The sequence below is a fragment of the Streptomyces sp. ISL-12 genome, from assembly GCF_018614415.1.
Lineage (GTDB): Bacteria > Actinomycetota > Actinomycetes > Streptomycetales > Streptomycetaceae > Streptomyces.
Window position 1 is genome coordinate 1 of sequence record NZ_JAGGOO010000153.1, and the last position, 25,390, is coordinate 25,390.

At 71.1% G+C, this 25,390-nt stretch carries 18 protein-coding genes, 1 pseudogene and 2 CRISPR repeat arrays; of the genes and pseudogenes, 3 read left to right on the forward strand and 16 right to left on the reverse strand.

The window, feature by feature from the left end; genetic code table 11:
- The first annotated feature begins 48 nt into the window (after nt 1–48).
- A CRISPR array of direct repeats spans nt 49–564; the repeat unit is 28 nt; unit sequence GGAGCATCCCCGCAGGCGCGGGGTCGAC.
- An 18-nt stretch (nt 565–582) separates the two neighbouring features.
- The 8 genes from cas2e to cas3 all read right to left on the reverse strand — a co-directional run bounded on the left by cas2e (nt 583) and on the right by cas3 (nt 10,339).
- A complete protein-coding gene (gene cas2e / locus J7I94_RS33980; protein WP_215173536.1) occupies nt 583–891 on the reverse strand; it encodes a type I-E CRISPR-associated endoribonuclease Cas2e in 309 nt (102 codons plus the stop codon).
- Complete coding sequence (cas1e, locus tag J7I94_RS33985) at nt 888–1,895, reverse strand: type I-E CRISPR-associated endonuclease Cas1e (protein ID WP_215173537.1); 1,008 nt, start codon at nt 1,893–1,895, stop codon at nt 888–890. The genes cas2e and cas1e overlap by 4 nt, the downstream gene beginning before the upstream one ends.
- 6 nt (nt 1,896–1,901) lie before the next feature.
- Nucleotides 1,902–2,654, reverse strand: a complete 753-nt coding sequence (cas6e, locus tag J7I94_RS33990; protein ID WP_215173539.1) for a type I-E CRISPR-associated protein Cas6/Cse3/CasE — start codon at nt 2,652–2,654, stop codon at nt 1,902–1,904.
- 6 nt (nt 2,655–2,660) lie between these two features.
- Nucleotides 2,661–3,458 carry a type I-E CRISPR-associated protein Cas5/CasD gene (gene cas5e / locus J7I94_RS33995; RefSeq protein ID WP_215173541.1) on the reverse strand — a complete coding sequence of 266 codons (798 nt, stop codon included), beginning with the start codon at nt 3,456–3,458 and terminating at the stop codon, nt 2,661–2,663.
- Nucleotides 3,455–4,609 carry a type I-E CRISPR-associated protein Cas7/Cse4/CasC gene (cas7e, locus tag J7I94_RS34000; protein WP_215173543.1) on the reverse strand — a complete coding sequence of 385 codons (1,155 nt, stop codon included), beginning with the start codon at nt 4,607–4,609 and terminating at the stop codon, nt 3,455–3,457. The genes cas5e and cas7e overlap by 4 nt, the downstream gene beginning before the upstream one ends.
- Before the next feature lie 130 nt (nt 4,610–4,739).
- Entirely contained in the window at nt 4,740–5,345 is a 606-nt protein-coding gene (gene casB, locus J7I94_RS34005; RefSeq protein ID WP_215173545.1) for a type I-E CRISPR-associated protein Cse2/CasB, read from the reverse strand.
- Between the two features lie 127 nt (nt 5,346–5,472).
- Complete coding sequence (gene casA, locus J7I94_RS34010; protein WP_215173547.1) at nt 5,473–7,179, reverse strand: type I-E CRISPR-associated protein Cse1/CasA; 1,707 nt, start codon at nt 7,177–7,179, stop codon at nt 5,473–5,475.
- Nucleotides 7,180–7,450: 271 nt separating this feature from the next.
- Nucleotides 7,451–10,339: a CRISPR-associated helicase Cas3' gene (gene cas3 / locus J7I94_RS34015; RefSeq protein WP_215173549.1), complete on the reverse strand. Its 2,889-nt coding sequence runs from the start codon at nt 10,337–10,339 to the stop codon at nt 7,451–7,453.
- 187 nt (nt 10,340–10,526) lie between these two features.
- A CRISPR array of direct repeats spans nt 10,527–12,019; the repeat unit is 28 nt; unit sequence GGAGCATCCCCGCGGGCGCGGGGTCGAC.
- Between the two features lie 303 nt (nt 12,020–12,322).
- Here cas3 and J7I94_RS34020 point away from each other — a divergent pair.
- Nucleotides 12,323–12,772 (forward strand): annotated as a pseudogene (locus J7I94_RS34020) (hypothetical protein); the annotation flags it as partial.
- A 478-nt stretch (nt 12,773–13,250) separates the two neighbouring features.
- Here J7I94_RS34020 and J7I94_RS34025 read toward each other — a convergent pair.
- The gene (locus J7I94_RS34025; RefSeq protein WP_215173551.1) at nt 13,251–13,658 is read right to left on the reverse strand and encodes a DUF6278 family protein; all 408 of its coding nucleotides are present in this window, start codon (nt 13,656–13,658) and stop codon (nt 13,251–13,253) included.
- A gap of 152 nt (nt 13,659–13,810) precedes the next feature.
- Between J7I94_RS34025 and J7I94_RS34030 the strand changes: the two genes are divergently transcribed.
- The gene (locus J7I94_RS34030) at nt 13,811–15,562 is read left to right on the forward strand and encodes an SGNH/GDSL hydrolase family protein (RefSeq protein ID WP_215173553.1); all 1,752 of its coding nucleotides are present in this window, start codon (nt 13,811–13,813) and stop codon (nt 15,560–15,562) included.
- A gap of 10 nt (nt 15,563–15,572) precedes the next feature.
- On the opposite strand, the gene J7I94_RS34035 is transcribed toward J7I94_RS34030, so the two are convergent.
- The 7 genes from J7I94_RS34035 to J7I94_RS34065 form a co-directional block, all read right to left on the reverse strand.
- Nucleotides 15,573–16,352: an exodeoxyribonuclease III gene (locus J7I94_RS34035; RefSeq protein ID WP_215173555.1), complete on the reverse strand. Its 780-nt coding sequence runs from the start codon at nt 16,350–16,352 to the stop codon at nt 15,573–15,575.
- A 30-nt stretch (nt 16,353–16,382) separates the two neighbouring features.
- Nucleotides 16,383–17,018 (reverse strand): MBL fold metallo-hydrolase, encoded by a 636-nt coding sequence (locus tag J7I94_RS34040; protein ID WP_215173557.1) that lies wholly within the window; start codon nt 17,016–17,018, stop codon nt 16,383–16,385.
- A 79-nt stretch (nt 17,019–17,097) separates the two neighbouring features.
- Nucleotides 17,098–18,411, reverse strand: a complete 1,314-nt coding sequence (gene pcaC, locus J7I94_RS34045) for a 4-carboxymuconolactone decarboxylase (RefSeq protein ID WP_215173559.1) — start codon at nt 18,409–18,411, stop codon at nt 17,098–17,100.
- An 874-nt stretch (nt 18,412–19,285) separates the two neighbouring features.
- Nucleotides 19,286–19,621 (reverse strand): hypothetical protein, encoded by a 336-nt coding sequence (locus tag J7I94_RS34050; RefSeq protein WP_215173568.1) that lies wholly within the window; start codon nt 19,619–19,621, stop codon nt 19,286–19,288.
- A 126-nt stretch (nt 19,622–19,747) separates the two neighbouring features.
- The gene (locus J7I94_RS34055) at nt 19,748–21,136 is read right to left on the reverse strand and encodes an FAD-binding oxidoreductase (RefSeq protein ID WP_215173570.1); all 1,389 of its coding nucleotides are present in this window, start codon (nt 21,134–21,136) and stop codon (nt 19,748–19,750) included.
- Between the two features lie 210 nt (nt 21,137–21,346).
- Nucleotides 21,347–21,763 carry a Dabb family protein gene (locus tag J7I94_RS34060; RefSeq protein WP_215173572.1) on the reverse strand — a complete coding sequence of 139 codons (417 nt, stop codon included), beginning with the start codon at nt 21,761–21,763 and terminating at the stop codon, nt 21,347–21,349.
- 130 nt (nt 21,764–21,893) lie between these two features.
- Entirely contained in the window at nt 21,894–23,654 is a 1,761-nt protein-coding gene (locus J7I94_RS34065) for an FAD-dependent monooxygenase (protein WP_215173574.1), read from the reverse strand.
- A gap of 135 nt (nt 23,655–23,789) precedes the next feature.
- On the opposite strand from J7I94_RS34065, the gene J7I94_RS34070 reads away from it, so the two are divergent.
- A complete protein-coding gene (locus J7I94_RS34070; protein ID WP_215173576.1) occupies nt 23,790–24,449 on the forward strand; it encodes a TetR/AcrR family transcriptional regulator in 660 nt (219 codons plus the stop codon).
- The last annotated feature ends 941 nt before the right edge of the window (nt 24,450–25,390 follow it).

Sequence of the window (25,390 nt, forward strand, 5' to 3'; positions counted from 1 at the left end):
AGGCGCGGGGTCGACGGTGCTGCATGCTGCCCTCCCGGTCAGAGGACCGGAGCATCCCCGCAGGCGCGGGGTCGACGGGCAGATGGTCAAGACGGGCATGGCGAAGGACGGAGCATCCCCGCAGGCGCGGGGTCGACGTCAATCTGAGTACACATACTCTCCCGATCCGCGGAGCATCCCCGCAGGCGCGGGGTCGACTGCCCGAGCCCACGCCCCTCGCCCCCGTCGTTCGGAGCATCCCCGCAGGCGCGGGGTCGACGCGTCGCTCTCCCGCGAGCAGCGCCGCGGCCTCGGAGCATCCCCGCAGGCGCGGGGTCGACACCGAGCCGGTCGCACGGTCATCGGCGAGAACAGGAGCATCCCCGCAGGCGCGGGGTCGACGTGGCAGTGCCAGCCGTTCTCTCCGTGGGTGACGGAGCATCCCCGCAGGCGCGGGGTCGACCCATGGGGGCGTCATCGTCGGGAAGTCCATCCGGGAGCATCCCCGCAGGCGCGGGGTCGACGACCAGGTGCGTGACCTCTCGCCCGCTCGATCGGGAGCATCCCCGCAGGCGCGGGGTCGACACTTCCTGACCTGGGGTTTTACCGGGCGGGGCGGCTGTTTTCATTCGGTTGCTTCTTGGGGCGGGCGGAGAGGATGAGCCCGTCGAAGTCGACGGGCTGCCAGCGGTCGCGGCCTGCGGTGCGTACGGCCCATCCCTGTTCGTTGGAGGCGGGTTCGATAAGGATGGCCTGGCCGTCGCCGATGCGGGTGGCCAGAAGTTCCCAGAGGCGGTCGCGGATACGGCGGCTGGGGTTGCCGACGAACACGCCGGCGCTGGCTTCAACCATCCATCGGGTGAGGTGGCCGCGGAGTCCTTCCGGGGCGGCGACGAGGATGATGACGGTCATGAGGTGGTCTCGGTGTCGGCGAGATCGGGCCCGATGATCGCGATGTGGTTCTCGGTCATACCGTGTACCGAAAGGTCTGCTTCAGTGGCGTAGTTGGTGCCGCCCGCCACCGCACCGACGTGTTCGTCCCAGAGGAGGTTGGCTTCGGTGTCTTCGAAGTCTGTGCCCTCCGGTGTGAGCAGGCTTTTGACATCGGTGACGATGCGGGTGAGGAGTTTGTCGCGGGCGATGAGGTCACGGAGGCCGAGTCGGGCGTCGCGTTCCTCGGTGAGTTCTTGTGCGGTGAGGTCAAAGGCGAGCGGGATGGTGTATTCGGCCTTGTACAGGTCTGCGATGTCCAGGACGAAGGAGGTGGCTTTGCCGGTGTGGACGAAGCCGAGTCCGGGGCTGGCGCCGAGTCCGGTGATAACGGCGTGGCAGATGCCGTAGAGGGCGGCGTTGGCGGCGGACAGGAGGCGGTTGAGGTCGTCGCCTGCGGCGAAGGCGTCGCCGGCTTTGTAGACGCGGCCGTTCCAGGGGACACCGGTCCGCTCTGCCTGGGCTCGGTAGATCTTGCGGACCCGAGTGCCTTCACGGCCGCGGAGTTGCTGCATGGTGAGGGCGGAGACGTCTTCGCCGGGGAAGCGCATGCTGTACATGGCGCGGGCGACAGCGAGGCGTTCCTTGGGGCGGGTGACGAGCCATGCCTGGCGGTGCAGGAGGCCGGCGCCACGGCTGGGGCCGAGGCCGGCCGCGTACATGCGGACGCCTTGTTCGCCGACCCAGCACACGGTGGTGCCGGAGTCGGCGAGCAGGCGGATGGCTCCGTGGGTGACGCGGGTGCCGGGACCGAGCAGCATGACGGCCACCATGGCGGCGGGGACCCGAACGGTCTGCTGTTTGTTGATGATGACGACAGCGTTCTCGTCGCGGTCCAGGTGGCTGCGTTCGACGTAGACGCTGGAGACGCGGTCGACGAGGCGGTGCAGGTCCTGAGGGTCGGCTTTCCACCAGATGTCGGGCACAGGTGTTCATGCCCTTTCGGCGAGCGGGGCGAGGGTGAGCAGGCCGCAGCCGTACGCCTTGGTCGGGCCGATGCCGGCCAGCAGGCGTTCGGTGAGCCGGGCCGGGTCGGTGACGCGCAGACTCCCTTCGAAAGTCACCGCGTGCATGACGACCTGGGCTTCCTTGGCGGTGAGGGAGCCTTTGCCGAAGGCACGGCGTCGGCGGGTGGTGATGCGGACATCTCGGGGTGGTTCGCCGTCCGCGGTGCGGGTCGTGTCGAGGTGGGAGGCGGAAGGGATGTCGAAGCCCCAGCGTTCGGTGCGGGTGAGGAACCAGTTGAGCTGAGCCGTTGCGGTGCGGTGGCCGAGGCGGAAGCTGCGCCGCTGGCCGGCGTCGAGGCGTTCCTGTTGGCGCAGGGTGGGTTTGTCGGGCCTGTTGGTGTTCTGGACGGGGTTGGCGGTCAGACGGAAGGCGAAGCGGCGGCCGGTGGCCAGTTGCTGGAGGAGGGGGGTGTAGTCGCGTACGGCGTAGTGCTCGCCGTCGGCGTCTGGCCACCCTGCCTGTTCGACGAGGTGAGTCCAGTCCGGTTTGTCGGTGGTGAGGACGAACAGGTGCGGCCGGTGGGGGTTGTCCCCGTCGAGCCGCCACAGGGTGCGGGCTTGGTCGGGCAGGCCGGGCAGGCCCCCTTGGACGGCGGCGTGCATGGCCCGGGGGCTGGCGAGAAGGGTGCGGCTTGCGGCGCGCAGGGGGTTGATGCGGATACGGGAGAGGTAGGGCATGAGAGGTCACCAGCCCAGGAGGGCGAAGGGGTCGTGGCCTCCGGTGGTCGGGGGCCGGTCGGGATCGGGTGTGAGGCCGGTGGGGGCGGCGAGGTAGGTGTGCCGGACGCGGCGGGTGGTGTAGGTCCGGCTGGTGGGGGCGAACGACAGGGGAACGTCGTCGCGGACGTCCTCTCCGGCCGGGTCGTCGAGGGTGGCCGGCAGGTCGACGTGGGCGGCGTTGCCGTTCTCGTGTCCCCACCGTCTGCGTACAGCGGGGGATGCCTGCCAGGGCTCCGCGCGCAGGACGTCCTGAAGACAGCCGGGGCGCTGTCCCAGGACCAGGGGCTGTGCGGGTACGCACGAGCGGCGGCCCAGGGCGAGGGGGAAGGCGGGGTGGCGTACGGCGTGTTCGAGGGTGGTGATGAGCTCTTGAGGGCCTTCGACGGCTGCGAGGAAGATGGCGTCCTGGAGGTAGAAGCGCTGGGTGATGTGGGTGTGCTTGGCCGGTGAGGTGGGTTTTTGCCGGCCCTTGGCGGTCACGGCGGCGGCCAGGAGCGGCTGGCCGCGGTAGTCGCTGACGGTGTGGTAGTCACGCAGGAGGCTGCCGGGCTGGTCGATGCGGATACCGAGTCCCAGCCCGGCGAGATCGTCCAGAGCTGCGTGCCGCGGGCGCCCGGCGGCTGCGGCGAGCAGGCCCACGACTCCGGACTTGGTGGGTTCAGGCCGGGTTTCGCGCCGGTTGAAGGTGCTGCGGTCGCCCCAGGACTGGAGCGGTGCGGCGAGCCGCAGGAGGAGGACGGCCGTGGGGTCGGAGGCTGTCACGCCTGTTCCCCCAGGGCGGTGCTGATGCGGGAGCGCAGGGTGGTGCGCAGGTCTGCGAAGGGGACGGATTCACCGAACGCCTGGGTGAGGGTTTCGGCGGTGTCCTTGGTGCGGGGTTCGCGGGTGGTGAAGGTGTGGCTGGCCGCTGCGTAGAGGGGGGTGTCGCCCCAGACCTGAGTGGCGGTGAGGTACTCCTCGGCGAGGCGGCGGGCAGAGGTGGCCTGGACGCCGGCTTCCGCCGGCACGGGCTCTTCGAAGGCGGAGACCAGGTTGACGGGCTGGTCGGTGCGGACGACCACCGCGACGAGGCTGGGCCTGGTCCGGTGCGCGAAGGAGTTCTGGTAGCCGGTGGGCACGGAGAGAGCGAAGCTGTCGATGAAGGCGTCAAGGGCGTCGAGGGCGGCTGCGGTGTCGCCGCCGAGGTTGTCGGTGAGCTGGGTGAGGCCGACGGTGGCGTAGCGGTAGAGAGTGGCGGAGTTGAAGCCGATGGTGCCGATCATTCCGGCGCCGGTCTCGTCCCGTTCGTTCTGGTCGTCGACGGCGGTGAAGTAGTCGAACTCCAGTTGCGTCTCGTGGGTGGACAGCGCGTGGGCCACCTGAACAGCGGCGTCGACGTTGAGTTTGGGGATGTCGGCAACCATACGGCCGAACAGGGCGACGCCAACGGGGTGTCCGGTCTGGAAGGCTTCCGCGACGGGCAGTTCCTTGACCGCGTCGGTGAGTGCCTTCTCCTCCAGCACGGCGAGGTCGGCGGCGCGGTCTGTCACGAGGTCGGCCACCGTGTCGAGCTGGGCGTTGCCGTAGAAGAGGAGGTACGCGGTGTCACCGGCCTTCTTGCCCTGGCTCAGGCCGAGCTGTGCAAGCAGGGCTGCGGCGATCCGGTCGGCCGCCTCGCGGTCCAGGCCAGTGTTCCGGCGGATACGGCTGGTGAGTTCGCCGGTGATGCGCTTGGTGCGGGTGGCCCGGTCAGGCTCGGCGGCCTGGGTGTCGCAGTGCCGGCGGGTCGCTCGCTTCCATGCCTGGGAGGAGACCCTGGAGCGGCGGACTCCGCCGTAGATGGCCTCTTTGGGGTTGCCCTGGTCGTCTCGGTTGAGGTTGGCGGGCGGGACGCTTTGAACGATGTGTACGTCGACGTACAAGCGCTGGGGCATGTGGGTTGCTCCGGTTCGTGAGAGTGAGACGGTGATCGCACGGTCTGCTGCGGTCTGCGGTCTGCGGTCTGCGGTCTGCGCCGATGTGGGCGGAACCGCCGCGGTCTGGTGGATGTCGGGTGCGCGGGGCTCAGCGGCCGGATCGGGAGGTCGCTGGCTGCTGGGTCCAGCCGTAGTAGTCCAGGCCCCAGCGGCGGCGCACGCGGGAGCGGGACTCGGGCCGGTCCCAGTCGTGGATGTCGTCGATCAGGCGGTTGTAGTCGAGGGGCTGTTTGATGCCTTTGAGCTGGGTGACCAGGCCGCGCAGGCGCGTTTGCAGTGCTGCCGTCGATGTTGCGGAGAACGCCTGCTGGAAGCGGGAGTCGACGGCCTCCTCACTGGTGCGGTCGTGGCGCCGCAGTTCGAGCATGGCCCGGCCGAGGCTGACGCCGTCACGATGCATTGGCGTGTCCTGGCTCTGCTGGTGCAGCCCGTAGAGGGCGAGCGCGATGTGCTCGGCCTCCTGCTCGGTCGAGACTTCCCCCCGACGGGCGGCGAAGTCGTCGACTGGGCAGGTGTAGAACGGGAACATCTCCAGCACTGTGCCGGCAGGGCGGCCCAGACCCCGGCGCAGAACAGCGAGGTCCTCTCCGGGCGGGCGCTGCGTGGCAGCAGTGCCGCTCTTGCGGCGCCAGGTGCCGTCCGCGGCGATATAACGGTGCCAGATGCGCTGCTTGGTGGGGTGTTCTTCGGTCATGACCGTGTCCAGACGTGATGAGGGACGCTGTGTCACAAAAGGTGTGGTATGGACGCCTCGAAGGGCATGGACGGATACCCCCGGCCCGGGCCGAGGGCGGCAAGCGCCTCGTGCGGCGCCCGGTCACCTACTGGCCGACAGGGGCCAGGGTGTCCCGCCGGACGGCGGCTGCCCGGTGGAGGATCTCCGCACGGCGCTTGAGGAACGATGCCTCGGCCAGCGAGACCCGGTGCGTCCGCTCGGGCTTCCCCTCGCCCTGGGAGACACTTCTTCCCACGAACGCTCCGACGGGCACCGCCTGCAGAAGACGGTCAGCGACTTCCCAGCTGCGACGCCAGGCGAGCTGCTCCCAGGCGAGCTGTCCGGCCTCGATGCGTTCCAGGTCCTCCACGCCCCGCATCCCCGCCAGCAACCGACGCACCAGGGGGTCCAGGGCGTGCAGCACGAGCTCGCCAGTGCGCTGTCCCTTGTCCCAGGGGATAGGTTCGGTGCCCAGAGCTCGGCGCAGATCGGCCGACAGGTAGTTGACGGCAGTGGCCAACTGCTCGGCCTGTTCCGCTACTTCGAGGACGGCGGAACGGACGTCGCTGTCGGTTTCGAGCGCGGCCAGCGGGAGGGGCAGGGCGTCGAACATCACGTCGTCGATGACGGCCGACTGATTGCCGTAGGCGACACCGGTGAGTTCCACGCGCAGCGGATAGGACTCGCCGAGGTCTAGGGCCAGAGCGCCGGCCTGGTCCAGGAGCTTGCTCGTGGCGAATCCGCTCGTCGTCTGCCCGGCCTCCCGCGACTGCCGCTCCGGCGCCAGGAGCGCATCGAGCCCTCGCCACGCGGCCTTTCCGGGCTGCAGCCGCAGCGGACGGCGCGGCGGGGCGGCGCCTGCCTTGCCTTTACCCGTGCCGCGTCCCCCGGTCGGCTCCAGGCGCCACATGGTGTGCGGCTCGGTCTCGGGCGTGTGCGGCATCCGGTCCCCAGCAGCGACCAGAACACGCGTCACCCGCAGCCCCTCATCGGTCGTTTCCGCGAACAGCCGGATCCGGCGGGACTGCCAGGTCCACAGGTCCAGGAGCCCTTCGGGAACCCGCTCCTGCCACGCCGGGGTACCGGCCGAGCGTGGATCTGCGGGCTCCCTCCTCCTCCACTGCGGCAGGTCGGCCGAGGTCGGCGGCGCCCCGACGGGAAGGTTCAGCAACAGGGTCTCGAACAGCGTCGTACCGGCCAACAGAGTGACGCCCATCTGACCGAGCGGCCCGGTAGGATTGCCGGTCGTCTTGCCCACCTTGGCTTTCGGGTCGCCCACCGCACCGGTCTTGATCGCTGCGGTGTCCCAGCACTGCGTGTGCAGCAGCCAGTGCGCCGCCTGCGCCGGGCTCAGCGAGAAGACATCACCCTCCGTACGGGAAGCGAACAGCGGCACGTTATTGCCCGTGGCAGCAGTCGCGACGATCAGTCCGGCGTTCTTCGTCTCACCTTTCGCGGTGTGCAGCCCGGCGACCTGCGCGAAGGGCTGCACGGGATCGAAGAGGTCGAACAGCGCGCCATGCGCGTCGAGATAGCTCTCAAGCCGTGTCCGCTGCTCCGGCGACCACCGGCCCGCCGAGAACCAGCTCATCCACTCACGTTCATCGGCCGGTCGCCCCAAGGCGTCGAGGACCACAGCCAGCAGAACCTGCCTTAGCACGGCCGGACGCTGCGTGGGAACCTCCACCACCAAGTCACCGAACTCGTGCGCATCCAGCAGTGCCGTACGCAACGAGTGTTCCCGCGCCGGGCCTCCCCTGGCCGACGGCAAGCACAACCAGGGCTCCTCCGTCAGCGAAAAGTCGTCAGTCACCAGTTCCCCCCTCAAGGAATCTTCTTTGTTTAAGCTAGCAGCGGCCGTTGAGCGTGTACGGGCTTTCTCCACAACCAGGTGCGAGAATCCGGCTGTTGACCCCGACCGGCGACCCGTCGGCCGACGGGGATGATCCCCTTCTGTGTTTGCACAGTGCACCGGGAATCACATCGACCCCGCGCTGCGCGGGGCAACCGAGCCGCCGGGCACCGCCCCGGCGGCTCCCCCCTTTGGGACCCCGCCCCCGGCCGGGCACAGCCGGCACGGACCGCTACACCTGCCGGAGCCCGAACTCGTCGTCGTAGGACACTGTGGCCTCCCCCAGCCTGGCCCTGCCCGACGAATCCAGCACCAGAGCACGGCTCCGGCGCAGCCACGGATGTCCGTGCCACCCGGGCAGCGGTTTCAGTTCCGCAGCGGCCTCGGTGAACTTCGCCGACAACCGCACCACCGAGCCCAGCACCTCATCCAGTACGTCCGGGGCCACGTCACCGTTGACGCTCAAGGCACGCCCGGCCAGTGTCCGGAAGACCGCATCGTCCTTTCCCTGCACCACGAGGACGACCTCGACGGACTCGTCCCCGTCGCGGACCGCCGCCTGCAAGGAGGACTCGTCGCTTCCCGCGGTGGACCCGCCGTAGTGCAGGCCCGCCAAGGTCCGCCGCTCGTGCTCACCGCGCGGAGTCAACAGGTACTGCCGTGCCTCTTCGGCGCGGGCACGGTCGCGCTCTTCCTGCTCCTGGCGGGCGGCCTCACCGGCGTGCCTCCAGGCATCGGGCAGCAGCGGCGTATCCGCCCTGTACACCGTCTCCACCAGAGCGGGCACGTCTGACGGTACGGACCACACCCCGCCCGCACCATGAAGTACCGCAGCGGTCCGCAACAGCAGATGACGGCCGTAGATCTTCTCGCTGGCGAAGGCGAACGCCGGTTCGCGTCCCTCGCGGGGTTCGAAACCTGTCACGAAAACACGCGGCGCGCGCAGCCGGTCCGGGCGCCACGTGTCCTGGTGCCGGTGCAACCGTCCCGCGCGCTGCAACAAGAGATCAACGGGAGCCAGGTCTGTGACCAGCAGGTCGGCGTCGACGTCAAAGGACTGCTCGGCGAGCTGAGTCGCCACCAGGATCAGCCGGCCGCCACGGGGCCGGGGCGTCCTCGGTCCCAGCAGCCGCAGACTCTCCTCCGTCAGGTCGGCACGCCGCGCCACCGTGAAACGAGCATGCAGCAGCCGCACCTCGTCAGCACCGAACCGGCCCCGCAATTCCTCATAGAGACTCTGCGCCCGGGCAACAGAATTCCGGATGACGAGCGCGGTCCCTCCGTCGACGAGCTCACTCGCCAGCAGGTCTCCTACACGCGCATCCGCTTCGCCCTGCAACCGCTCCCGCTCCTGGCGCGAGGACCGCGCACCGGGCACAGCCTCAGGCACGACGTGCACCGCCACACCGAGGTCCGCGCGCCAGCTGCCCACCGCATCCACATGAAATCGCGGCTCCCCCGTGCCCGGCAGCCATGCAGCCGTGACACTGGGATAACCAGACGGCGCTGGTACTTCGACACGCAACTCCTCACGTGACGCCGCACCCGCCAGATACGCCTCGACAAGTGCCTGACGCTGCGCGGGGGCCAGCGTCGCCGACAAAACGATCACCGGCGCCCCCGCCTGGCCCAGCCAGCGCAGCGCCTCGCACAGAAACTGGCTCATGTACACGTCGCACGCGTGCACCTCGTCCAGAACCACGACTTTGCCGGCCAGCCCCGCCATCCGCAGCATCACATGCCGGGTGCGGGTAGCCGCATACAGGAGCTGATCGACCGTACCGACGACGAAAGGGGCCAGCAGCCCCCGCTTGGGCCCCAGAAACCACTCCGCAGGAGCCTGCCGCTCCGGCGTGCCGCGCGCCTCCGACTCGATGCCGTACGGATCATCAACCAGCCCGAACTCATCGACGCCGCAGAACAGTTCCTCCGCATACGCTTCCGCACTCTCCAGCAGCGCCTTCCACTCCCGGTTGAACGCTCTCTTCCCGTGCAGCAGCACCACCCGGGAGGCAAACCGCCCGTCGATCGCCCGCACCCACTGGCGGGTGCGGGTGAACATGGGATCGCTGGTCGCCTGCGTCGGCATTCCCACGAACACACCGTCCGCACCGAACCTGGCCGCCAATACCTCGGCCGCAGCCTGGGCAGCTTCCGTCTTGCCCTCACCCATCGGCGCTTCGACCACCACGATGCCGGGACCGCCCATACGGCGGACCACGTCGATCACCATCGCCTGCGAAGGCCGCGGCGCATACCCAAACCGGTCCCGGAACGCCTCCGGCCCCGGCACGCCCAAAACCCCCCACCCTCCCCGCAGCCCCAGAGCCTCCCACGCCGACGCCGCACGCTCGCGCGAAGCGTCCATACTCACCAGACGGAGATCATCGAGCCCCACGAAGAAGCGCTCATCACTCGCAATCCAGTCCGCCATGACGACCAGACCGCTGAGCTGCAACTGCAACGCCCGGGACGGAACCACCGCAGGTTCCACCCCATCAAGCGCCTCGAACCCGACCTCACGAGTGAACACATCGAGCACCGCGCGCTGAACATCACGCCACGCTCCCCTCCCCCGCAACTGACCCTTCGCCGGCCCAGGCTCCTGTACGTCCCTCAGAGAAGGAAAGGCGCCATGGTGACCGGCGATCAACGGCCACATCCAGTCCAACTGCTCCGCATCCCAACCGGCTTCCGCCAGCAGCTCCCGCGCCATCAGCCCGCCGGCCCAGTCATGACGCCACCGCTTCTGACGCTTCACCCCCGCCACCGCAGCCGCCTCCACCCACGTCAGCCCCGCCCGACGCACAGCTTCCGCACCCTCCGGCCACAACCGCTGATGCACGGGCGTCGCTTTTCCCCAATCGTGTACACCGCACAACCAAGCGAACAACCGCCGCCCGCGTCCCGGCCCGCCCGCGATGTCATCCAGCACCGACCTCGTCGAACGCGCGAGAAATCCGTCCCAGAGCAGCTCCGCCACCGCCGCGGTGTCCAAGAGATGCGCCAGCAGAAGATTCGTACGCCCCCCAGCCCGCTCCCGAGACTTCCCCCACAAAGTCTCCAAAGCCCGCACGACGAACAGGTCGTAACGCTGGCCCAGCTTCCCAAGGTCCACCATGCCCCCACCCCTCAACCCAACTGAGCGCCAGAATGTAGTACCCACCACTGACAACACGTTGTGAGCTGCGGAGACACCCGTGCACCATCACTTGTTGGAGCGCGGCAACCACGACTCGGTGCTTGTCTGACCGCCTCCTTCCAAAACATTCCCAGGTTCTTCAGGCCACCAGGGAGCCACTGCGGTAGGAGTGTCCCCGCGGGGCGCGCGGTCGACTGGGCAGCCTCCGTCGAGCGCGCGTTCCTCACCGGAGCATCCCCGCGGGCGCGGGGTCGACTACTGGCGCGACTCCACCAACCTCGAAAGCCACGGAGCATCCCCGCGGGCGCGGGGTCGACTCCCAGTCGGCGCTGACGACGTAGTAGATGCGCGGAGCATCCCCGCGGGCGCGGGGTCGACTGCCAACTTCAGCGGCGTACCGCCCCAGCGGCCCGGAGCATCCCCGCGGGCGCGGGGTCGACTCACGGACGGCGGTCTCCACGTCCCGGATCGGCGGAGCATCCCCGCGGGCGCGGGGTCGACCACCAGGACGCTCATGCCGACACCTCCCCGGCCGGAGCATCCCCGCGGGCGCGGGTCGACGACGCCGCCGTCGCCCGGGCGCTGTTGTGCGCCGGAGCATCCCCGCGGGCGCGGGGTCGACAGCTGCATCATCGGGTCGCCGTTGCCCCAGAACGGAGCATCCCCGCGGGCGCGGGGTCGACGCGATCTGCTCATACGCCCGCCACTCGGCCAGCGGAGCATCCCCGCGGGCGCGGGGTCGACCGGCGGCCGGGGCTCATGCAGCGTCCTGTTCGGGGAGCATCCCCGCGGGCGCGGGGTCGACGGGCGCGCGGAACCAGGGCCTCTCATGGCGGTCGGAGCATCCCCGCGGGCGCGGGGTCGACCAGTACCGTCGGCTGAGAGTCACCTTGTTCAGGGGAGCATCCCCGCGGGCGCGGGGTCGACAACTCGGGGCTGCCCTTGAGGCCGGTCCCCCAGGGAGCATCCCCGCGGGCGCGGGGTCGACAGCGGTCGGTGCTGCGGGACCTCGCCACCGAACGGAGCATCCCCGCGAGCGCGGGGTCGACGGTGACGACTCGGCAGCCGACTCCTCTCTCACGGGAGCATCCCCGCGGGCGCGGGGTCGACTGAACCTCCGGCGATGTCGACTGATCCGTGTACGGAGCATCCCCGCGGGCGCGGGGTCGACCCGCCCTCGGCGCGGACGGCGGCCACCTCCTCCGGAGCATCCCCGCGGGCGCGGGGTCGACCAGGGCGAGGATCGCTTCAGCGCTCTTGACGCCGGAGCATCCCCGCGGGCGCGGGGTCGACGGCCGTGCGTCACTGCCCGCACCTCCGTACGGGGGAGCGTCCCCGCGGGCGCGGGGTCGACCGCATGATCCCGCTGGGGGTGATGCTGACGTAGGGAGCATCCCCGCGGGCGCGGGGTCGACGCCGATTTCGGCGTGGCAGTCGGGGCAGATGACGGAGCATCCCCGCGGGCGCGGGGTCGACGACCTGGTCGACTTCGCCGAGATCGTCGCCCGCGGAGCATCCCCGCGGGCGCGGGGTCGACTCGCCGTCCCAGCCGAGGGTGGTCTCCAGCCGCGGAGCATCCCCGCGGGCGCGGGGTCGACGCAGGCGAGGCCCTCGAAGCTGCCGTCCTGGTCGGAGCATCCCCGCGGGCGCGGGGTCGACACTTGCTGAACTGCGCCTTTACCAGGCGAGGTAGCTGAATTCATTTAGTTGTTTCGGGAAGCCGACGACGGCACAGGCAACATCCCGCAGGCGCAGAGAAATCACGGGATCAGTGTGACAAGCGATCCAGCCCGACTCCACCAGTACACGCATCAGCGTCTCGTCAACGGCCCTTCGGTTGCGGCAGTGGGAGCAGCAACTGCCGCAACCGCATGCATTCCCGCCTCGCTGCAGAAGCCCCACCAAAGCGAGGGCCTCGCATTAACGCAGGTCAGGCCCTTGCCGTGAAGTTGAGTTCAAGATGGGCCCCCTGGAACGCGTCCGAACCGGCGGATGACGGCCCACATGGCGGCGATGCTGCCGGGGGTGCGGGTCAACGTGGACCCGGAGCCGGGTCCGGACCGCGGTGCCTTCCAGATCGGCGGCGAGCGCTACCGCATGGACCCGGGCGTGACCGAGTACGTGCTGCTGGCCCGGCTCACCGCCGGCGACCGGCGGGAGACGCGTCCGGCGTTCCTCTTCTGCGGGCAGCGGGCGATCGCCCACCAGGCCGCCACCCGCTATCTCGCCCGCAACCACGACCGGCTGGCCCGCAGACACGGCAACGGCACGTTCGTCCTGCTGCTCAAGGTGGTCAACTCGCACGCGTACGGGCCGGACGTGGTCGAGTTGGTGGGGGACGTGACGCGGGCCGCGACGAGCCCGCTGCCGGTCCCGGCGCCGGCGCCGCGCACCTCCCGCCGGGCCTCCTGAATCCGCCCCGCACGCCTCGGGGCCCGGCGCCGGACGGGGTGTCCGGCGCCGGGCCCCGAGCGATCCGTGCGGGCCGCTCCGCCGCCCGGCCGGCGCGCAGCTGACCTTCCCCTCGCGTCCGGCACGAGGAGTGATCTGCGGCTGGCACCGGACGGGGCCGGCGTCCGGAGGGGTGTTCCCGCGGCCGGGTCAGGCCGGTTGCCCGATGTGCCGGAGGACGGGACTCGCGCGCCCTCCGCTGCCCGAGGCCCTCTCCCCCGGGCCTGTCCTGACGTCACTCGACTCGATCACTGGATCGACGACCATTCCAGCCCTTTTCCTCAGCTGTGTCCTGGCTGCTGCCGCAACGTATCCGGCCGGGGAGGCACCCCGCACCCGACACGCACTTTTCGGGCATTAGCCGTATTTAAGGTCATTGTTGTGGCGGGCTCGATGCCATGGTCATGGCGGGCTCAAGGCCGTTGCCGGGGCGGGGTGTTCACTCCTCGGCGACCTCGGCGTACGACTGCGACAGCTCGGGCGCGCCGCTGGCGGCCCACTCCTGGCCGGAGGCCACCACGTCGAACTCCCGGCCGGAGACGAGCCGCACGACGGGCTGGCCGTCCGCCCGGAACCCCCAGGCGGCACCCGGCACGGTGCGCACGATGACGGTGCCCAGGTACAGCCCGGCGTCGTTGCCCAGCCAGGGCAGGATCTCCTCGTCGTCCCGCCAGCGCGGCACGAGCTGGTCGAGCCGCTCCAGCGAGGCCGGGGAGTCGTCCAGCCCGACGCCCTCCCGGGACGCCTGGGACCGCAGCAGTTCGCACTCGGCGAGCAGGCCGGCGATGCCCTCCGGGTCACGAGTCCCCGGATCCGCGTGCCTCTTGCCCAGGAAGGGGATGTTCATGTCTCCAGCGTGTCATTCGCACCGCCGTACGCACCACAGGCGCGCGGGTACGGCTTACGGGTGACATGACGGGCCCGCGCGGCACGGCGCGTTGACGCGCGCCGGGTGTCTTCCTACCTTCGCGTTCCGTCCGTCGAGGGGGAGGAGCCGCCGTGCGCCGAGGGGTCCGCGGTTCCGCGGTCGTGTTCGTCCTGCTGGCGGTCCTGTCACCGGGCGCCCCGGCGCGCGCCGCCGCGCCGCTGCCGCTGGAACGGTACTTCGACAACACGGCCGTCAGCGACGACGCCCGCCCCGGCGAGGCGGACTTCGACGGCTCGGGTGCCTCCCTGTCGGCCGGGGACCTGGCCGCCGCGGGCTGGACTCCGGGCCGCACGCTCACCGTGCTGGGGGCGCCGCTGCGGTGGCCCGCGCGGGCACCGGGCGAACCGGACAACGTACGGGCGAACGGGCAGGAGGTGCGGGTCACCGGACGCGGCGACGCGCTCGCCTTCCTGGTGGCGGCCACCGGCGGCGACGAGGCGGGCGGAGCGGGCGAGGTGGCGTACGCGGACGGCACCCGGTCGGCGTTCCGCCTCACCTCCCCCGACTGGCGCACCGGCCCGCTCGCCACCAAGGCGGTGGCGCTGCCGCACGTCAGCACACCGTCCGGCCGGATCGCCGAGCGGGCCCGGCTGTACGTGGTGACCGTGCCGCTGGCGGCGGAGCGCGAGGTGGCCTCGGTACGGCTGCCGTACGCGCGGGACCTGCACGTCTTCGCGCTGGCGGTGCGGGACGCCGGACGGGACTGGACGGGTACGTGGGCGGCCTCCACGTCCGGCTACCCGACGGTGGGTCCGTGGACGGACCGGACGCTGCGGTTGGTGGTGCACACCTCGGTGGGCGGGACGCGGGTGCGGGTGCGGTTCGACAACACCTTCGCGGCGGCGCCGGTACGGATCGGCGGCGCGACGGTGGCGGTGCGGGCGTCCGGCGCGGCGGCGCGGGGGACGCCGGCGCGGCTGTCGTTCGACGGCGCGGGTGGCGTGGAGATCCCGGCGGGGGCGCAGGCGTACAGCGATCCGCTGGCCTTCGCGGTGCCCGCGGGCGCCGATCTGCTGGTGAGCTTCCACCTGCCGGGCCCGGTGACGGCGGCGCCCGTCCACCGGCTCGCGGTGCAGCGGTCGTACCTGAGCGAACCGGGCGACCACGCGGCGGAGGAGCCGGGCGGGGCGTACACCTCGACGCTGACGTCCTGGCCGCTGCTGGCCGGGGTGGACGTCGGCGGCGGGCCGGGGTCGGTGGTGCTGCTCGGGGACTCGATCACCGACGGCGACCGGTCGACCGTGGACGCGAACCGGCGGTGGCCCGATGTGCTGGCCGGCCGGCTGCGGGCGCAGGACGCGGTGCCCCGGTACGGGGTGCTCAACCACGGGATCTCCGGCAACCGTGTCGTCACCGACCGCTACCCCGGCGACGGGGTCTCCACCGACCAGGCCGGGGTGAGCGCCCCGCACCGCTTCGACCGCGACGTGGCCGCCCAGCCCTCGGTGCGCACGGCGGTGGTGTTCGAGGGCGTCAACGACCTGCTGGCGGGCACGGACGCCGGGACGCTGGCCGCGGGGCTGCGCGAGCTGGCGGACCGGGCGCGCGCCGCCGGCCTTCGGACGCTGGCGGCGACGATCGTGCCGTGCGGCGGCCGGACGGGGTGCAGCGCCGCCGTCGACGCCGAGCGGACCGAGGTCAACGCCTGGATCCGCGACTCCGGCGCCTTCGACGCCGTGCTCGACTTCGACGCCGTACTGCGCGACCCGGCCGACCCGGCGCGGATGCTGCCCGCCTACGACAGCGGCGACCATCTGCACCCCGGGGACGCGGGCCTGAAGGCGCTGGCCGACTCGGTGGACCTGCGGCTGCTGGTCCCGTAGGACCGGTGGGCTAGACGTCGAGGTCGACCACGACCGGGGCGTGGTCGGAGGCGCCCTTGCCCTTGCGCTCCTCGCGGTCCACGTAGGAGTCGGTGACCGCCTTCGCGAACGGCTCGTTGCCGTACACCAGGTCGATGCGCATGCCGCGGTTCTTCGGGAAGCAGAGCTGGCGGTAGTCCCAGTACGTGTACGGGTGGTCGTACTTCAGCGGGCGGGGGACGACGTCCGACAGCCCGGCGCCGCGCAGCGAGGCGAGTGCGGCGCGCTCGGCGGGGGTGACGTGGGTGGCGCCCTCGAAGGCGGCACGGTCGTAGACGTCGTCGTCGGTCGGCGCCACGTTGTAGTCCCCCATGACCGCGAACGGGCGGCTGCCGCCCGCGTCGCCCTCGACGGCCGCGCGCAGGGCCTCGAACCACTGGAGCTTGTACGCGTAGTGCGGGTGGTCGACCTCGCGGCCGTTGGGCACGTACACCGACCAGACACGGACCGGGCCGCAGGTCGCGGAGACGGCGCGGGGCTCCTGGACGCCGTCGTAGCCGGGGTCGCCGGGCAACCCCTTGACCACGTCCTCCAGGCCGACGCGGCTGAGCACCGCCACGCCGTTCCACCGGCCGGTGGCGTGCACGGCGGCCTCGTAGCCCGCCTCCCGCAGGGGCTCGAACGGGAACTGGTCCTCGGCCACCTTGGCCTCCTGGAGGCAGAGCACATCGGTGCCGCTGCTCTCCAGCCAGGCCAGCAGCCTCGGCAGGCGGGCGGTGATCGAGTTGACGTTCCAGGTCGCGATACGCATGCCCCACAACCTACCGGCCGGGTCTGACACTCACAGGACGGTGGCCTCCCCGGCCGCCAGCCGCAGGTGCTCGGCGCCGCCCAGCTCGCCGATCTGACGGTCGTAGACCGGGCGGGCGAGGTCGGTGAGCAGGGCGTCGTGGATGTCGTAGGCGCGCTGCGGGCGGACCTCACGGACGTAGTCGATGACCTCGGAGATCTTGCTCCAGGGAGCCATCACGGGGAGCATCAGGGTCTCGACCGGGTGGTCGGGGACGGTGAGGGCGTCCCCGGGGTGGAAGAGCCGGCCGCCCTCGACGAGGAAGCCGATGTTGGTGATGCGCGGGATGTCCGGGTGGATCACCGCGTGCAGCTCGCCGTGGACCTGGACGTCGAACCCGGCCGCGGTGAAGGTGTCGCCGTGGCCCACGGTGTGCACCCGGCCCGGGAACGCGGACGAGATCTTCTCCGCGACCGCGCGCAGGGTGTAGACCTGGGCGGCCGGGTTGATCTCCATCGCGGCGCGCAGCCGCAGCTCGTCGAAGTGGTCGGGGTGCTCGTGCGTGATGAGGACGGCGTCCGCGCCGAGGGCCGCGTCCTCCTCGCTGAACCCTCCGGGGTCGAGGACGAGCGTCTGCCCGTCCTGCTCCAGGCGGACGCAGGAGTGGGACTTCTTGGTCAGCTTCATGATTCCATCCTGGCCCCGGGGGCGGTGCGGGTCACTCCGGGGCTCGCACCGGGGCTCGCTCCTCGGCTCGCTCCGGGGCTCACTCCGAGGGGGTCGTCTCCTCCCGTACCACCTGCTGGGCGATCCGGAAGGCGCGGTCCGCCGCGGGGATGCCGCAGTAGACGGCCGCCTGGAGCAGCACTTCCTTGATCTCGGCCGGGGTCAGCCCGTTGCGCAGGGCGGCCCGCAGATGCGGGGCGATCTCCTCGGCGTGGCCGCCGGCGACCAGGGCGGTGAGGGTGACGCAGCTGCGGGTACGGCGGTCCAGGCCCGGACGGTTCCAGACCTCGCCCCAGGCGTACCGGGTGAGGAGTTCCTGGAAGTCGCCGGCGAAGTCGTCGGCGTCCGCCAGCACCCGGTCGACGTGCGCGTCGCCGAGCACCTCGCGGCGCACCTTCAGCCCCGCCTCGTAGGGGTCGGGGCGGCCCTGGGCGGCCTGCGGCTGCGCGACCGCCGGGGCGATCTCGGCCACCGGCACGGACTGCGGCGCCGCGACCGGCACCGGCTTGCCGGGGACACCGGGGACACCGGGGACACCGGGGAGCACGGTCTGGCCGGTGGCGTCGGGGGCGGGCTGCCAGGCGGTGGTGAAGTGGCGTACGAGCAGGTCGGTGACGGCGGCGGGCTGCTCCACCGGGACCAGGTGGGAGGCGCCGGGCACCACGGCGAGGCGGGCGTCGGGGATGCCGGCGACCAGGGTGCGCGCCTCGGCGGGGCCGGTGACCTGGTCGTCCGAGCCGACCAGGACGAGGGTGGGCACGCCGACGTGACCCAGTTCGTGCCGGACGTCGAAGGCGGCGAGGGCCTCGCAGGCGGCGATGTAACAGCCGGGGTCGGTGGTGCGGACCATCTGCACGGCCCACTCGGTGATCGCCGGCTGGGCGGCGGCGAACCCGCCGGTGAACCAGCGGTCGGGCGAGGTGCGGGCGATGGGGTCGAGCCCGTTGGTCCGCACGATCACCCCGCGCTGGCGGAACTCGTCGGCGGTCCCGAAGCGCGGCGAGGCGGCGATCAGCGCCAGCGAGGCCAGGCGCTCGGGGTGGCGCAGGGCCAGCTCGATCCCGACCGCGCCCCCGAACGCGCACCCGGCGTAGCCGAAGCGCTGCACACCGAGTTCGTCGAGCGTGGCCAGCAGCCGCGTGGTGACGTCGGCGACGGATCCCCCCGGGTGGGCCGGGGCGCCGCCGTGTCCCGGCAGGTCGTACCGGAAGACCCGCCATTGCTGCGCCAGCTCGGGCACTTGGCGGTCCCACATGTGCCAGGTGGTACCCAGTGAGGGGCCGAGGATCAGAACCGGGAGGTGTTCTGGCCCGTCAAAGCGGTATTGCAGGGTGTTCGGCGGTGTCTCACTCACGGCTCAGACCCTCTCACGTCTCACGGAATCTCACACAGCCGGGGGAACAGCGGCTCGCCGCACCCCCGTCACGGCTCGTCAGACAATGCCGGCGGCTCCTCCGAACGAGCGCCTCGGCCTGCGCACCTGTCCCTGAGGCAGCGTGGCCTCGTGGCCGCTCCCTCGTCCGGTCCTCACGCCCACGCTCTGTTTCTCACATCAGCGCAGCCACCAACTGATCCGAGCTTGCAGCAAAGCACGGGGCGCCGTCCTGGAAGTCGAGGTTCTGCGGCTCGGAGACCTCCGCATCCGAGGATGGTGAGGAGACCGAGGACACCGGGTCGGCCGCCGACTCCGAGGCCGTGGACGAGCGACGCGAGTCCCCCCGTCGAGCACCCGGTGGTCGGGCACACGAGGACGCTCCGTGACGGGCGCGTGGTTCCTGTTTCGGGTGATGAGCGGGGCGGCTCCTCGGAGGACGAGGACGGGACTTCCGTCGAAGCCGCAGCCCGAGTGCCTGGGTGCGGGACACCGCGGCCTTCATTCCTGTGCAGTGCCGGCGGATGCGAGGCAGGATGCCCCCACCGCTGCTGACCTGCTGATACGTAGCCGTTTGGCCGCCTGGGCGCAGGCCCTCGTCGACCCTGGAACCGTGGCGGAGCCCGAGCTGCTGAGACACGGCGGCCGGGGACACGCGGCTCCGGGGTCGAGCCATCGACAAGTGGGGGGCAGAGCACCTGGCATGCACTGGCGGACAACGTTCCTCGCGCCCGTGGTCGATTCCCTCCGTGCGGAAGGGGCGGCCGCTGTCGCACAGGGCGAGCCGTGGAGCAAGGCCGCCGGGCCGCTCCTCGCTCGTGCCTCCCCCATCGATCGGGCACCGTCCACCTCGTGGTCAGGGCGGCCTGGCTACGATGCGGTCCACGTCAGGTGTCAGCGACACCAGATAGGTGACCGGGTGAGAATCAGCGCCACGGCCCGGCGTCTCGCTGCCCCGGGACATGTACGAGGTCCCTTGACCCCCGGGATCCTGAATGCGTGTCTTCCGCATGGCCGCCTCTGCGCCGCTCTGCCGCCGCGCGTCTTCCCCCTTCTCCCGGAGCATCGCCTCGTAGGCCGCCTCCACCTGTTCCGGCGGGAAGCCGAACCTGTTCAGCACCCACCAGACATCCTCGGCCGCCGGTTTCGGAGCTTTGGCCAGCTCTCGTTCGAGCCGCTCTTCCCTGGTCATCGGCTTCCTCGACTCGGATCTCTCCGCCGTGGAATCCCGCCTTGCCCCTCCCTCGTCCGGCACGGCCGACGGGTGTGTCCACCTCACCTCACTGCAGCGTGCAGAGGACCGCCTGCCCGTCGCCGATCAGTGAGGGAGTGGGGTCGCGTGGAACACGTAGCCGGGGTCGTACCGGTGCTTGGCGTCGAGCAGGCGGCGGGTGTTCGGGCCGTAGGCGTGGACGCTCTGGCCGGAGTCGGCGGGGCCGAGCAGGTTGGGGTACCCGCCGGGGAGCGCCTCGACGGCGAGCGCGGCGTGGAGGGTGTCGGCCCAGGCACGATGGCCGGGAGCGGTCTCGTCGTCGGGTTCCCAGGCCGCGACGATCTCCGCTACGAGATGCGGGGCCCGGTTGGCGAACGCGGTGTGAGTGGCCGGCACGTGGGCGGCGGCACCGTGCAGGCTGTGCAGGGCGATGGCCGACGCCGGCGTGGGAAGAGCTTCGCCGGCAGCGAGCAGCGCTGCGCGCACGCCTGCGGTGAGGCCGGGCAGGGTACGCGTACGGACGGCGACGTGCCGCCCGAACGGAAACATGGCGTCGGTGCCCGCGAGGACCTCGGACATGCGGGCCTGGCCGACCTGTGCGACGAGGTGCCGTCCGAGTGCGCTCAGGCGCTCCAGCGCCTTCTCGCCGTCCGCTCGGCTCTGGCTGCTGTCGCCGCTCCAGGTCGGGGCGAGGAACAGCGCCGGGTTGCGGTCCGGGGCGGCGACCACGCCGGTTTGTACGGTCAGCTCGTCCGGTCCGCCGAGTAGGACGTCCTCCAGTGCGGCGAGCACCGACGGCGCCTCGGACCATGGATACACGATCATGCCGGAGAGCAGCACCGGTACACGGTGCAGCCGGATCTCCATGCCGGTGACCACTCCGAAGTTGCCGCCACCGCCCCGGACCGCCCAGAACAGCTCCGGCTCGTCGTCGGCGGCCGTGGTCACCACGGAGCCGTCGGCCAGCACCAGGGTGAGGGAGAGGATGTTGTCGGCGGCGAGGCCGTACTTGCCGCTGAGCGGCCCGTAACCACCGGCCAGGGACAGCCCTGCCACTCCCACCGCCCCCGAGGTGCCGGTGACTGCGGCCAACTGGTGCTCCTCGGCGGCGGCGACCAGGTCCGACGCCGTGGCCCCGCCGCCCACCTGCGCCACCCGGGCATCGGGGTCCACGCTCACGTGCCGCATCCCGGAGAGGTCGATGGTGATGCCCCGGTCCGCCAAGGCGCGTCCGGCCCAGTCGTGGCCACCGCCGCGTACCGTCAGCGGCAGGCCGAAGTCGACGGCAGTACGTACCGCGGCTTGCACGTCATGGCAGTGCTCAGCGCGTACGACTGCCCCGGGCCGGTGTGCCACCACGCCGTTCCACAGGGCGCGTGCCGCGTCGTACACAGGCCCCGAGGTCGCCACGCGCCGCGGGGGGATCGCGGCCCGCAGCGCACCGACGGCGCGGGCGATGTGGTCGTCGGCCGGTGGTGCGGGTGGGGTGGTCATGATTCCTCCGGGTGTTGTCGGGGGCACCGGGGCCGGGGCCGACGGCGGCGTGGGGGCCCGGTTGTCGCACGGTCGCGCCGGGCCGAGGCATGCGGGTCTTTGCCCGCCGGCCTGACCGGCGCCCTGCCCGGACCGGACACCTCACTGTTTCCTGGCTGAAGCTCAAAGGTGCCGGGCCACCCGCTGCGGGGTGGGAACCGTCGTCAGGTGTCAGGAACCGTGAGGGCCCGGGGCGGCACTGCCCTCGTACTCGCCCAGTCCGGAGACAAGCTTGGCCAGCTCGGGGTCCCGCTCATAGCGGCGCCGGTGCAGGGCTGAGATCTTCTCGCCCATGTCCGGGTCCGGGTCGTCGGTGACGTCGTACGACACGAACTTGTCGACCAGCGGCAGCCCGAGCTCGTCGGTGCGGCGGTGAGCGGGGTGGGTGAGGTACTCCCAGTAGCCCTCGAGGTCCTCGATCACGTAGGTGCCGCCCCACTCGTACTCGCCGCCGAAGTCGCGGCCGACCAGGAAGGACCGCACGGACGGGATGACCTCGCCCTGGTGGCGCAGGCTCTCCAGGGCCTCCTCGAGCTTCTCGGGCGCGACTCCGGGCTTGAGGGTCAGGCGGACGCAGTGGTGGATCATCGGGGTGGTTCCTTTCGTATGTCGTGTTCTTGCGCGCACGGGCAGCTGGAGTCGGCGGATCGCGCGCTTGGGAACGGCACGACGGCTGCGGTGGGCGGAGGCGCCGGCGCGGGTGTGCGTCGCACGACGCTCAGGAGCGAGCGCCGAAGACCGCTGCGATCGCCTCGTCGAGGTGGGCGTCGGCGTTCTTGTCGTCGACGGCGCGCATGGCGACGTGGCCGTCGGGTCGGACGAGGACCGCACCGGTGTCGCTGATCTCGCACAGGGCGAACCAGTCGCGGTCGCAGACCAGGTCGCGGCCCACGGTGAGGGCGTCGATCTCCGCCCGTGTGGGGCGGTTCGCGGCTGTCTGCCAGGCCGTGCCGTGTTCGCCTGCCAGGAGCAGGAACCGGCCCGGCCGGATCAGTCGGTGTGTGCTGGTTCGCCCTTCGTGGTTCTCGAACCACGCGTGCGGCGCGCGTTCGCCTGGCCGGGCGCTGGGCGCGTAGCGGACCCCGAGCGGGTCGCGTTCCCGCGCCGGTGTCCCGTCTTCACGGAGGGCTCCGTCCTGGTAGTGGTAGCCGAGCTCGATGTCGTGGTGTTGCCACTCGGTGCGCAGCGTGTGCAGCAGCTCGCGCAGTCGGGCGCGACGCGAGGCGCCGTCCGCTCCCTCGGCCAGTACCGCCTGGAAGGCGGCGAGGTTCTGCGCGGCCGGAGCGCCGCTGATCAGGCCCCAGGCGGCCTGGGGCGTGGTGAGGTGGTTGAGCGCGCTGAGCATCGCCCATTCGATGTTGCGGGCGGCGACGGGGCGGCGTTCGCGTTCGTAGCTGTTCAGAAGGCCGTCGGCGCACTGTCCCTTGAGTACCGCGGCCAGTTTCCAGGCGAGGTTGTGGGCATCGCCCATGCCGGTATTGAGCCCGAGACCACCGGTCGGGGGAAAGCGGTGAGCCGCGTCCCCCACCAGGAACACCCGCCCGGCGCGGTAGTGGTCGGCCAGAACGCTCTCGACCGTCCAGCCGCCCGTCGCGAGGACCTTCACCGCGAGGCCGGGGAGGTCCAGGACGTCACGGATCGTGTCGGCTGCCGCCGCGTCGTCCGGGCCGGCCTCCGTCGTCGCGCCCACCGGGCCGATGATGTTGAGCACCCACTCCTCGCAGTGCCGGTCCCAGCGCGTGGGCCCCATGGCGACCAGTGCGACTTCCAGCATCGTTCCGTCGGGAGCAACGCGGTTGATCAAGCGGATCCACGCGTCGTCGTCCTCGCGCAGCATCGTGGAGAGATCTGCGGCGAAGTGGATCGTGACCGCCCGCCCCAGCGGCGGAAGCCCGGACATCGGGATGCCGACGGCCTCGCTGACAGTGCGGCCCCCGTCAGCCGCTATCACGTACCGGGCGCGGACCTCGCTCATAGTTCCGTCGGCCGCGCGGATGGTGGCGCTGACGCCGTCCTCGTCACCGTGCAGCGAGACGACCTCCTGCTCGAACCGCACCTTGCCCGGGTTCCGCTTCTCGGCCGCGCCGCGCAGTCGCGGCTCGAGGTGCTTTTGCGGCAGGTTCCCGCTCCTGCACGCGCTTGCTTCGGCGTAGGCGTCCGCGAGGGTACCGCTGCCGAAGGCGTCCAGGCGCATCACCAGCTCACCCTCAGGGGCCAGGCTCGTGTACCAGGCGATGCCGCCGGCGCGGTCGGCCCCTGCCGTGTACACGCCCTCGGCCATGGCCACCGAGTCGAGGATCTCCATGCTGCGCGAGTTGAGGTAGTGCGCTTTGGGTAACCGCGACGTACCGTCGCGCCGTTCCGCGACGATGTGGCGAACACCCAGTTCGGACAGCAGCAGGGAACTGGTCAGGCCGACGGGCCCGCCGCCGACAACGAGAACGTCGGTTTCGCCGTACGCAGGTGCGTTGAGGGACATGGTCGAGGGCTCCAATGGATTCGCGGTCTGACCAATCCGAGAGAACAGCCTTACAGCAACACTCAGTTGCATTAAAGATGCTAGCGCCCGTCGCAACTAATTGCAACAGTTGGGTGCGTTTGCTAGGCTCACCGCATGTCGAACGATCCATCCGACCAGGTCAAACGCTTGCGGACCGATTCGGCGACCGTCCGCCCCGGAGGTCGCACCGCCCGCACCGGGCAGGCCGTGATGGACGCGACCATCGCCGAACTCGGCGAAGTGGGGTACGCGGCCCTGCGCATCGACTCCGTCGCCGAGCGCGCCGGCGTGAACAAGACCACGATCTACCGGCGCTGGGGTGACAAGGCCGGCCTGGTCGCCTCCGCCTTCATCGAGCGTCAAGAGGCGATCTCACCTCCCGCGGACACCGGTGATCTCCGCGAGGATCTCCTGTCGTTTCTGCGCGAGGTGCGCCGCGGCTTCCAGAGCCCATGGGTCACTGCCCTTCTGCGCGAAACCGGCCCTCGCTCCACCGGCAACGACGGCATCCACGAGGTCCTGGACAAGATCTGGCCCGCACGCTTCGCGCTGTCCCGCGACATCTACGCACGGGCCATCGAGCGCGGCGACCTGCCGCCGCATGCCGACCTGGACTTCCTGGTGGAAGCCGCCGCCGGTCCGCTGTACTTCCGCTGGCTCTTCCTCGGCCGTGAACTGACCGACGACTTCCTGACGCGCACGGCCGATCTGGTCCTGCGAGGCGCTTCGGGAGCAGAGGCGGCCCCGGCTTCGGCCGCCGCTGACGGGGCGTAGCCGCTGAGCGGCTTGCCGGGCAGGCCGTCGCGCTGCCGCCGGCCACTCGCGGTGAGTTTCCGTCAGAAGACCGGACCGGCGGCCCCGCGAAAACGCGCGACCTGCCCAATCGCCCGCGCGGGCGCCGACTCCCCCTACGGTCGCCCCCCCCAGGCGCCCGCCATGCCCAAAGAGCTGACCGTCCGGAAAGCCAACCTGGCCGATCACCGCCCACCTCGACAAGATCGACGAGAACAACGCGCTCAAGCCCAAGCAACTCTTGTCGCGCCGCCCGGGTGCGGAAGCCGTCGCCGGCTGCGTGCGGGCCTTCGCCCAGCCGATGAGTGAGCGCCGCGGCAGCGATCTCGACAGCCGGCTCATCCGTGCCGAGCACACCGGACCGAAGCCGCTGCGGAGCCTGGCCCGTGGCCTACGGCAGGATGTCGATGCCGTTGCCGCCGGACTCACCCTGGAGTGGAGCTCGGGCAGGGCCGAGGGCAACGTCAACAGGATGAAGCGGATCAAAAAGGGACGAGTACGGCCGGGCCTGATTCGACCTGCTCCGACGCCAGATGCTCCTCGCGGACCGAACATCGTCACCCTCTGCGACCGGACCACAAGAAGTGGATCAGAGCCGCTTGCCACGGCCGCCGTCACGCGACCCCCGCCGCCCCCTGACCGCACTCGGCCTCACCGGATGAACCCGGACAAGATCACTACACGCAAAGCCCCTGAGTCGGACCGGTTCGCGCTTCCATGGCAGCCGAGTGTGACCAGCCCCCGCCAGGGGCCCGCTGTGCGCGGTCGGGAGACACGTCTGGCCTGGTGGTGCTCGTGTCACCAGGGGCCTGCGCCCACCTCCAGCCGCGCACGAATTCGTTAGGGGATTCGTAGGGGGCGTAGGGGCTGGCTTCCCTGTCGACGAATCGCGAGGATCACAAACGATCGTGGAACTTTCTCAT

Excerpts from the sequence above, each read along its gene's own strand:
- J7I94_RS34040 (WP_215173557.1), bottom strand. The coding sequence starts at position 17,018 with ATGAAGCTGACCAAGAAGTCCCACTCCTGCGTCCGCCTGGAGCAGGAC.
- cas2e (WP_215173536.1), bottom strand. The coding sequence starts at position 891 with ATGACCGTCATCATCCTCGTCGCCGCCCCGGAAGGACTCCGCGGCCAC.
- casB (WP_215173545.1), bottom strand. The coding sequence starts at position 5,345 with ATGACCGAAGAACACCCCACCAAGCAGCGCATCTGGCACCGTTATATC.
- J7I94_RS34050 (WP_215173568.1), bottom strand. The coding sequence starts at position 19,621 with ATGACCAGGGAAGAGCGGCTCGAACGAGAGCTGGCCAAAGCTCCGAAA.
- J7I94_RS34035 (WP_215173555.1), bottom strand. The coding sequence starts at position 16,352 with ATGCGTATCGCGACCTGGAACGTCAACTCGATCACCGCCCGCCTGCCG.
- J7I94_RS34065 (WP_215173574.1), bottom strand. The coding sequence starts at position 23,654 with ATGTCCCTCAACGCACCTGCGTACGGCGAAACCGACGTTCTCGTTGTC.
- cas6e (WP_215173539.1), bottom strand. The coding sequence starts at position 2,654 with ATGCCCTACCTCTCCCGTATCCGCATCAACCCCCTGCGCGCCGCAAGC.
- cas3 (WP_215173549.1), bottom strand. The coding sequence starts at position 10,339 with ATGGTGGACCTTGGGAAGCTGGGCCAGCGTTACGACCTGTTCGTCGTG.
- J7I94_RS34025 (WP_215173551.1), bottom strand. The coding sequence starts at position 13,658 with ATGAACATCCCCTTCCTGGGCAAGAGGCACGCGGATCCGGGGACTCGT.
- cas7e (WP_215173543.1), bottom strand. The coding sequence starts at position 4,609 with ATGCCCCAGCGCTTGTACGTCGACGTACACATCGTTCAAAGCGTCCCG.
- J7I94_RS34055 (WP_215173570.1), bottom strand. The coding sequence starts at position 21,136 with ATGACCACCCCACCCGCACCACCGGCCGACGACCACATCGCCCGCGCC.
- J7I94_RS34070 (WP_215173576.1), top strand. The coding sequence starts at position 23,790 with ATGTCGAACGATCCATCCGACCAGGTCAAACGCTTGCGGACCGATTCG.
- J7I94_RS34060 (WP_215173572.1), bottom strand. The coding sequence starts at position 21,763 with ATGATCCACCACTGCGTCCGCCTGACCCTCAAGCCCGGAGTCGCGCCC.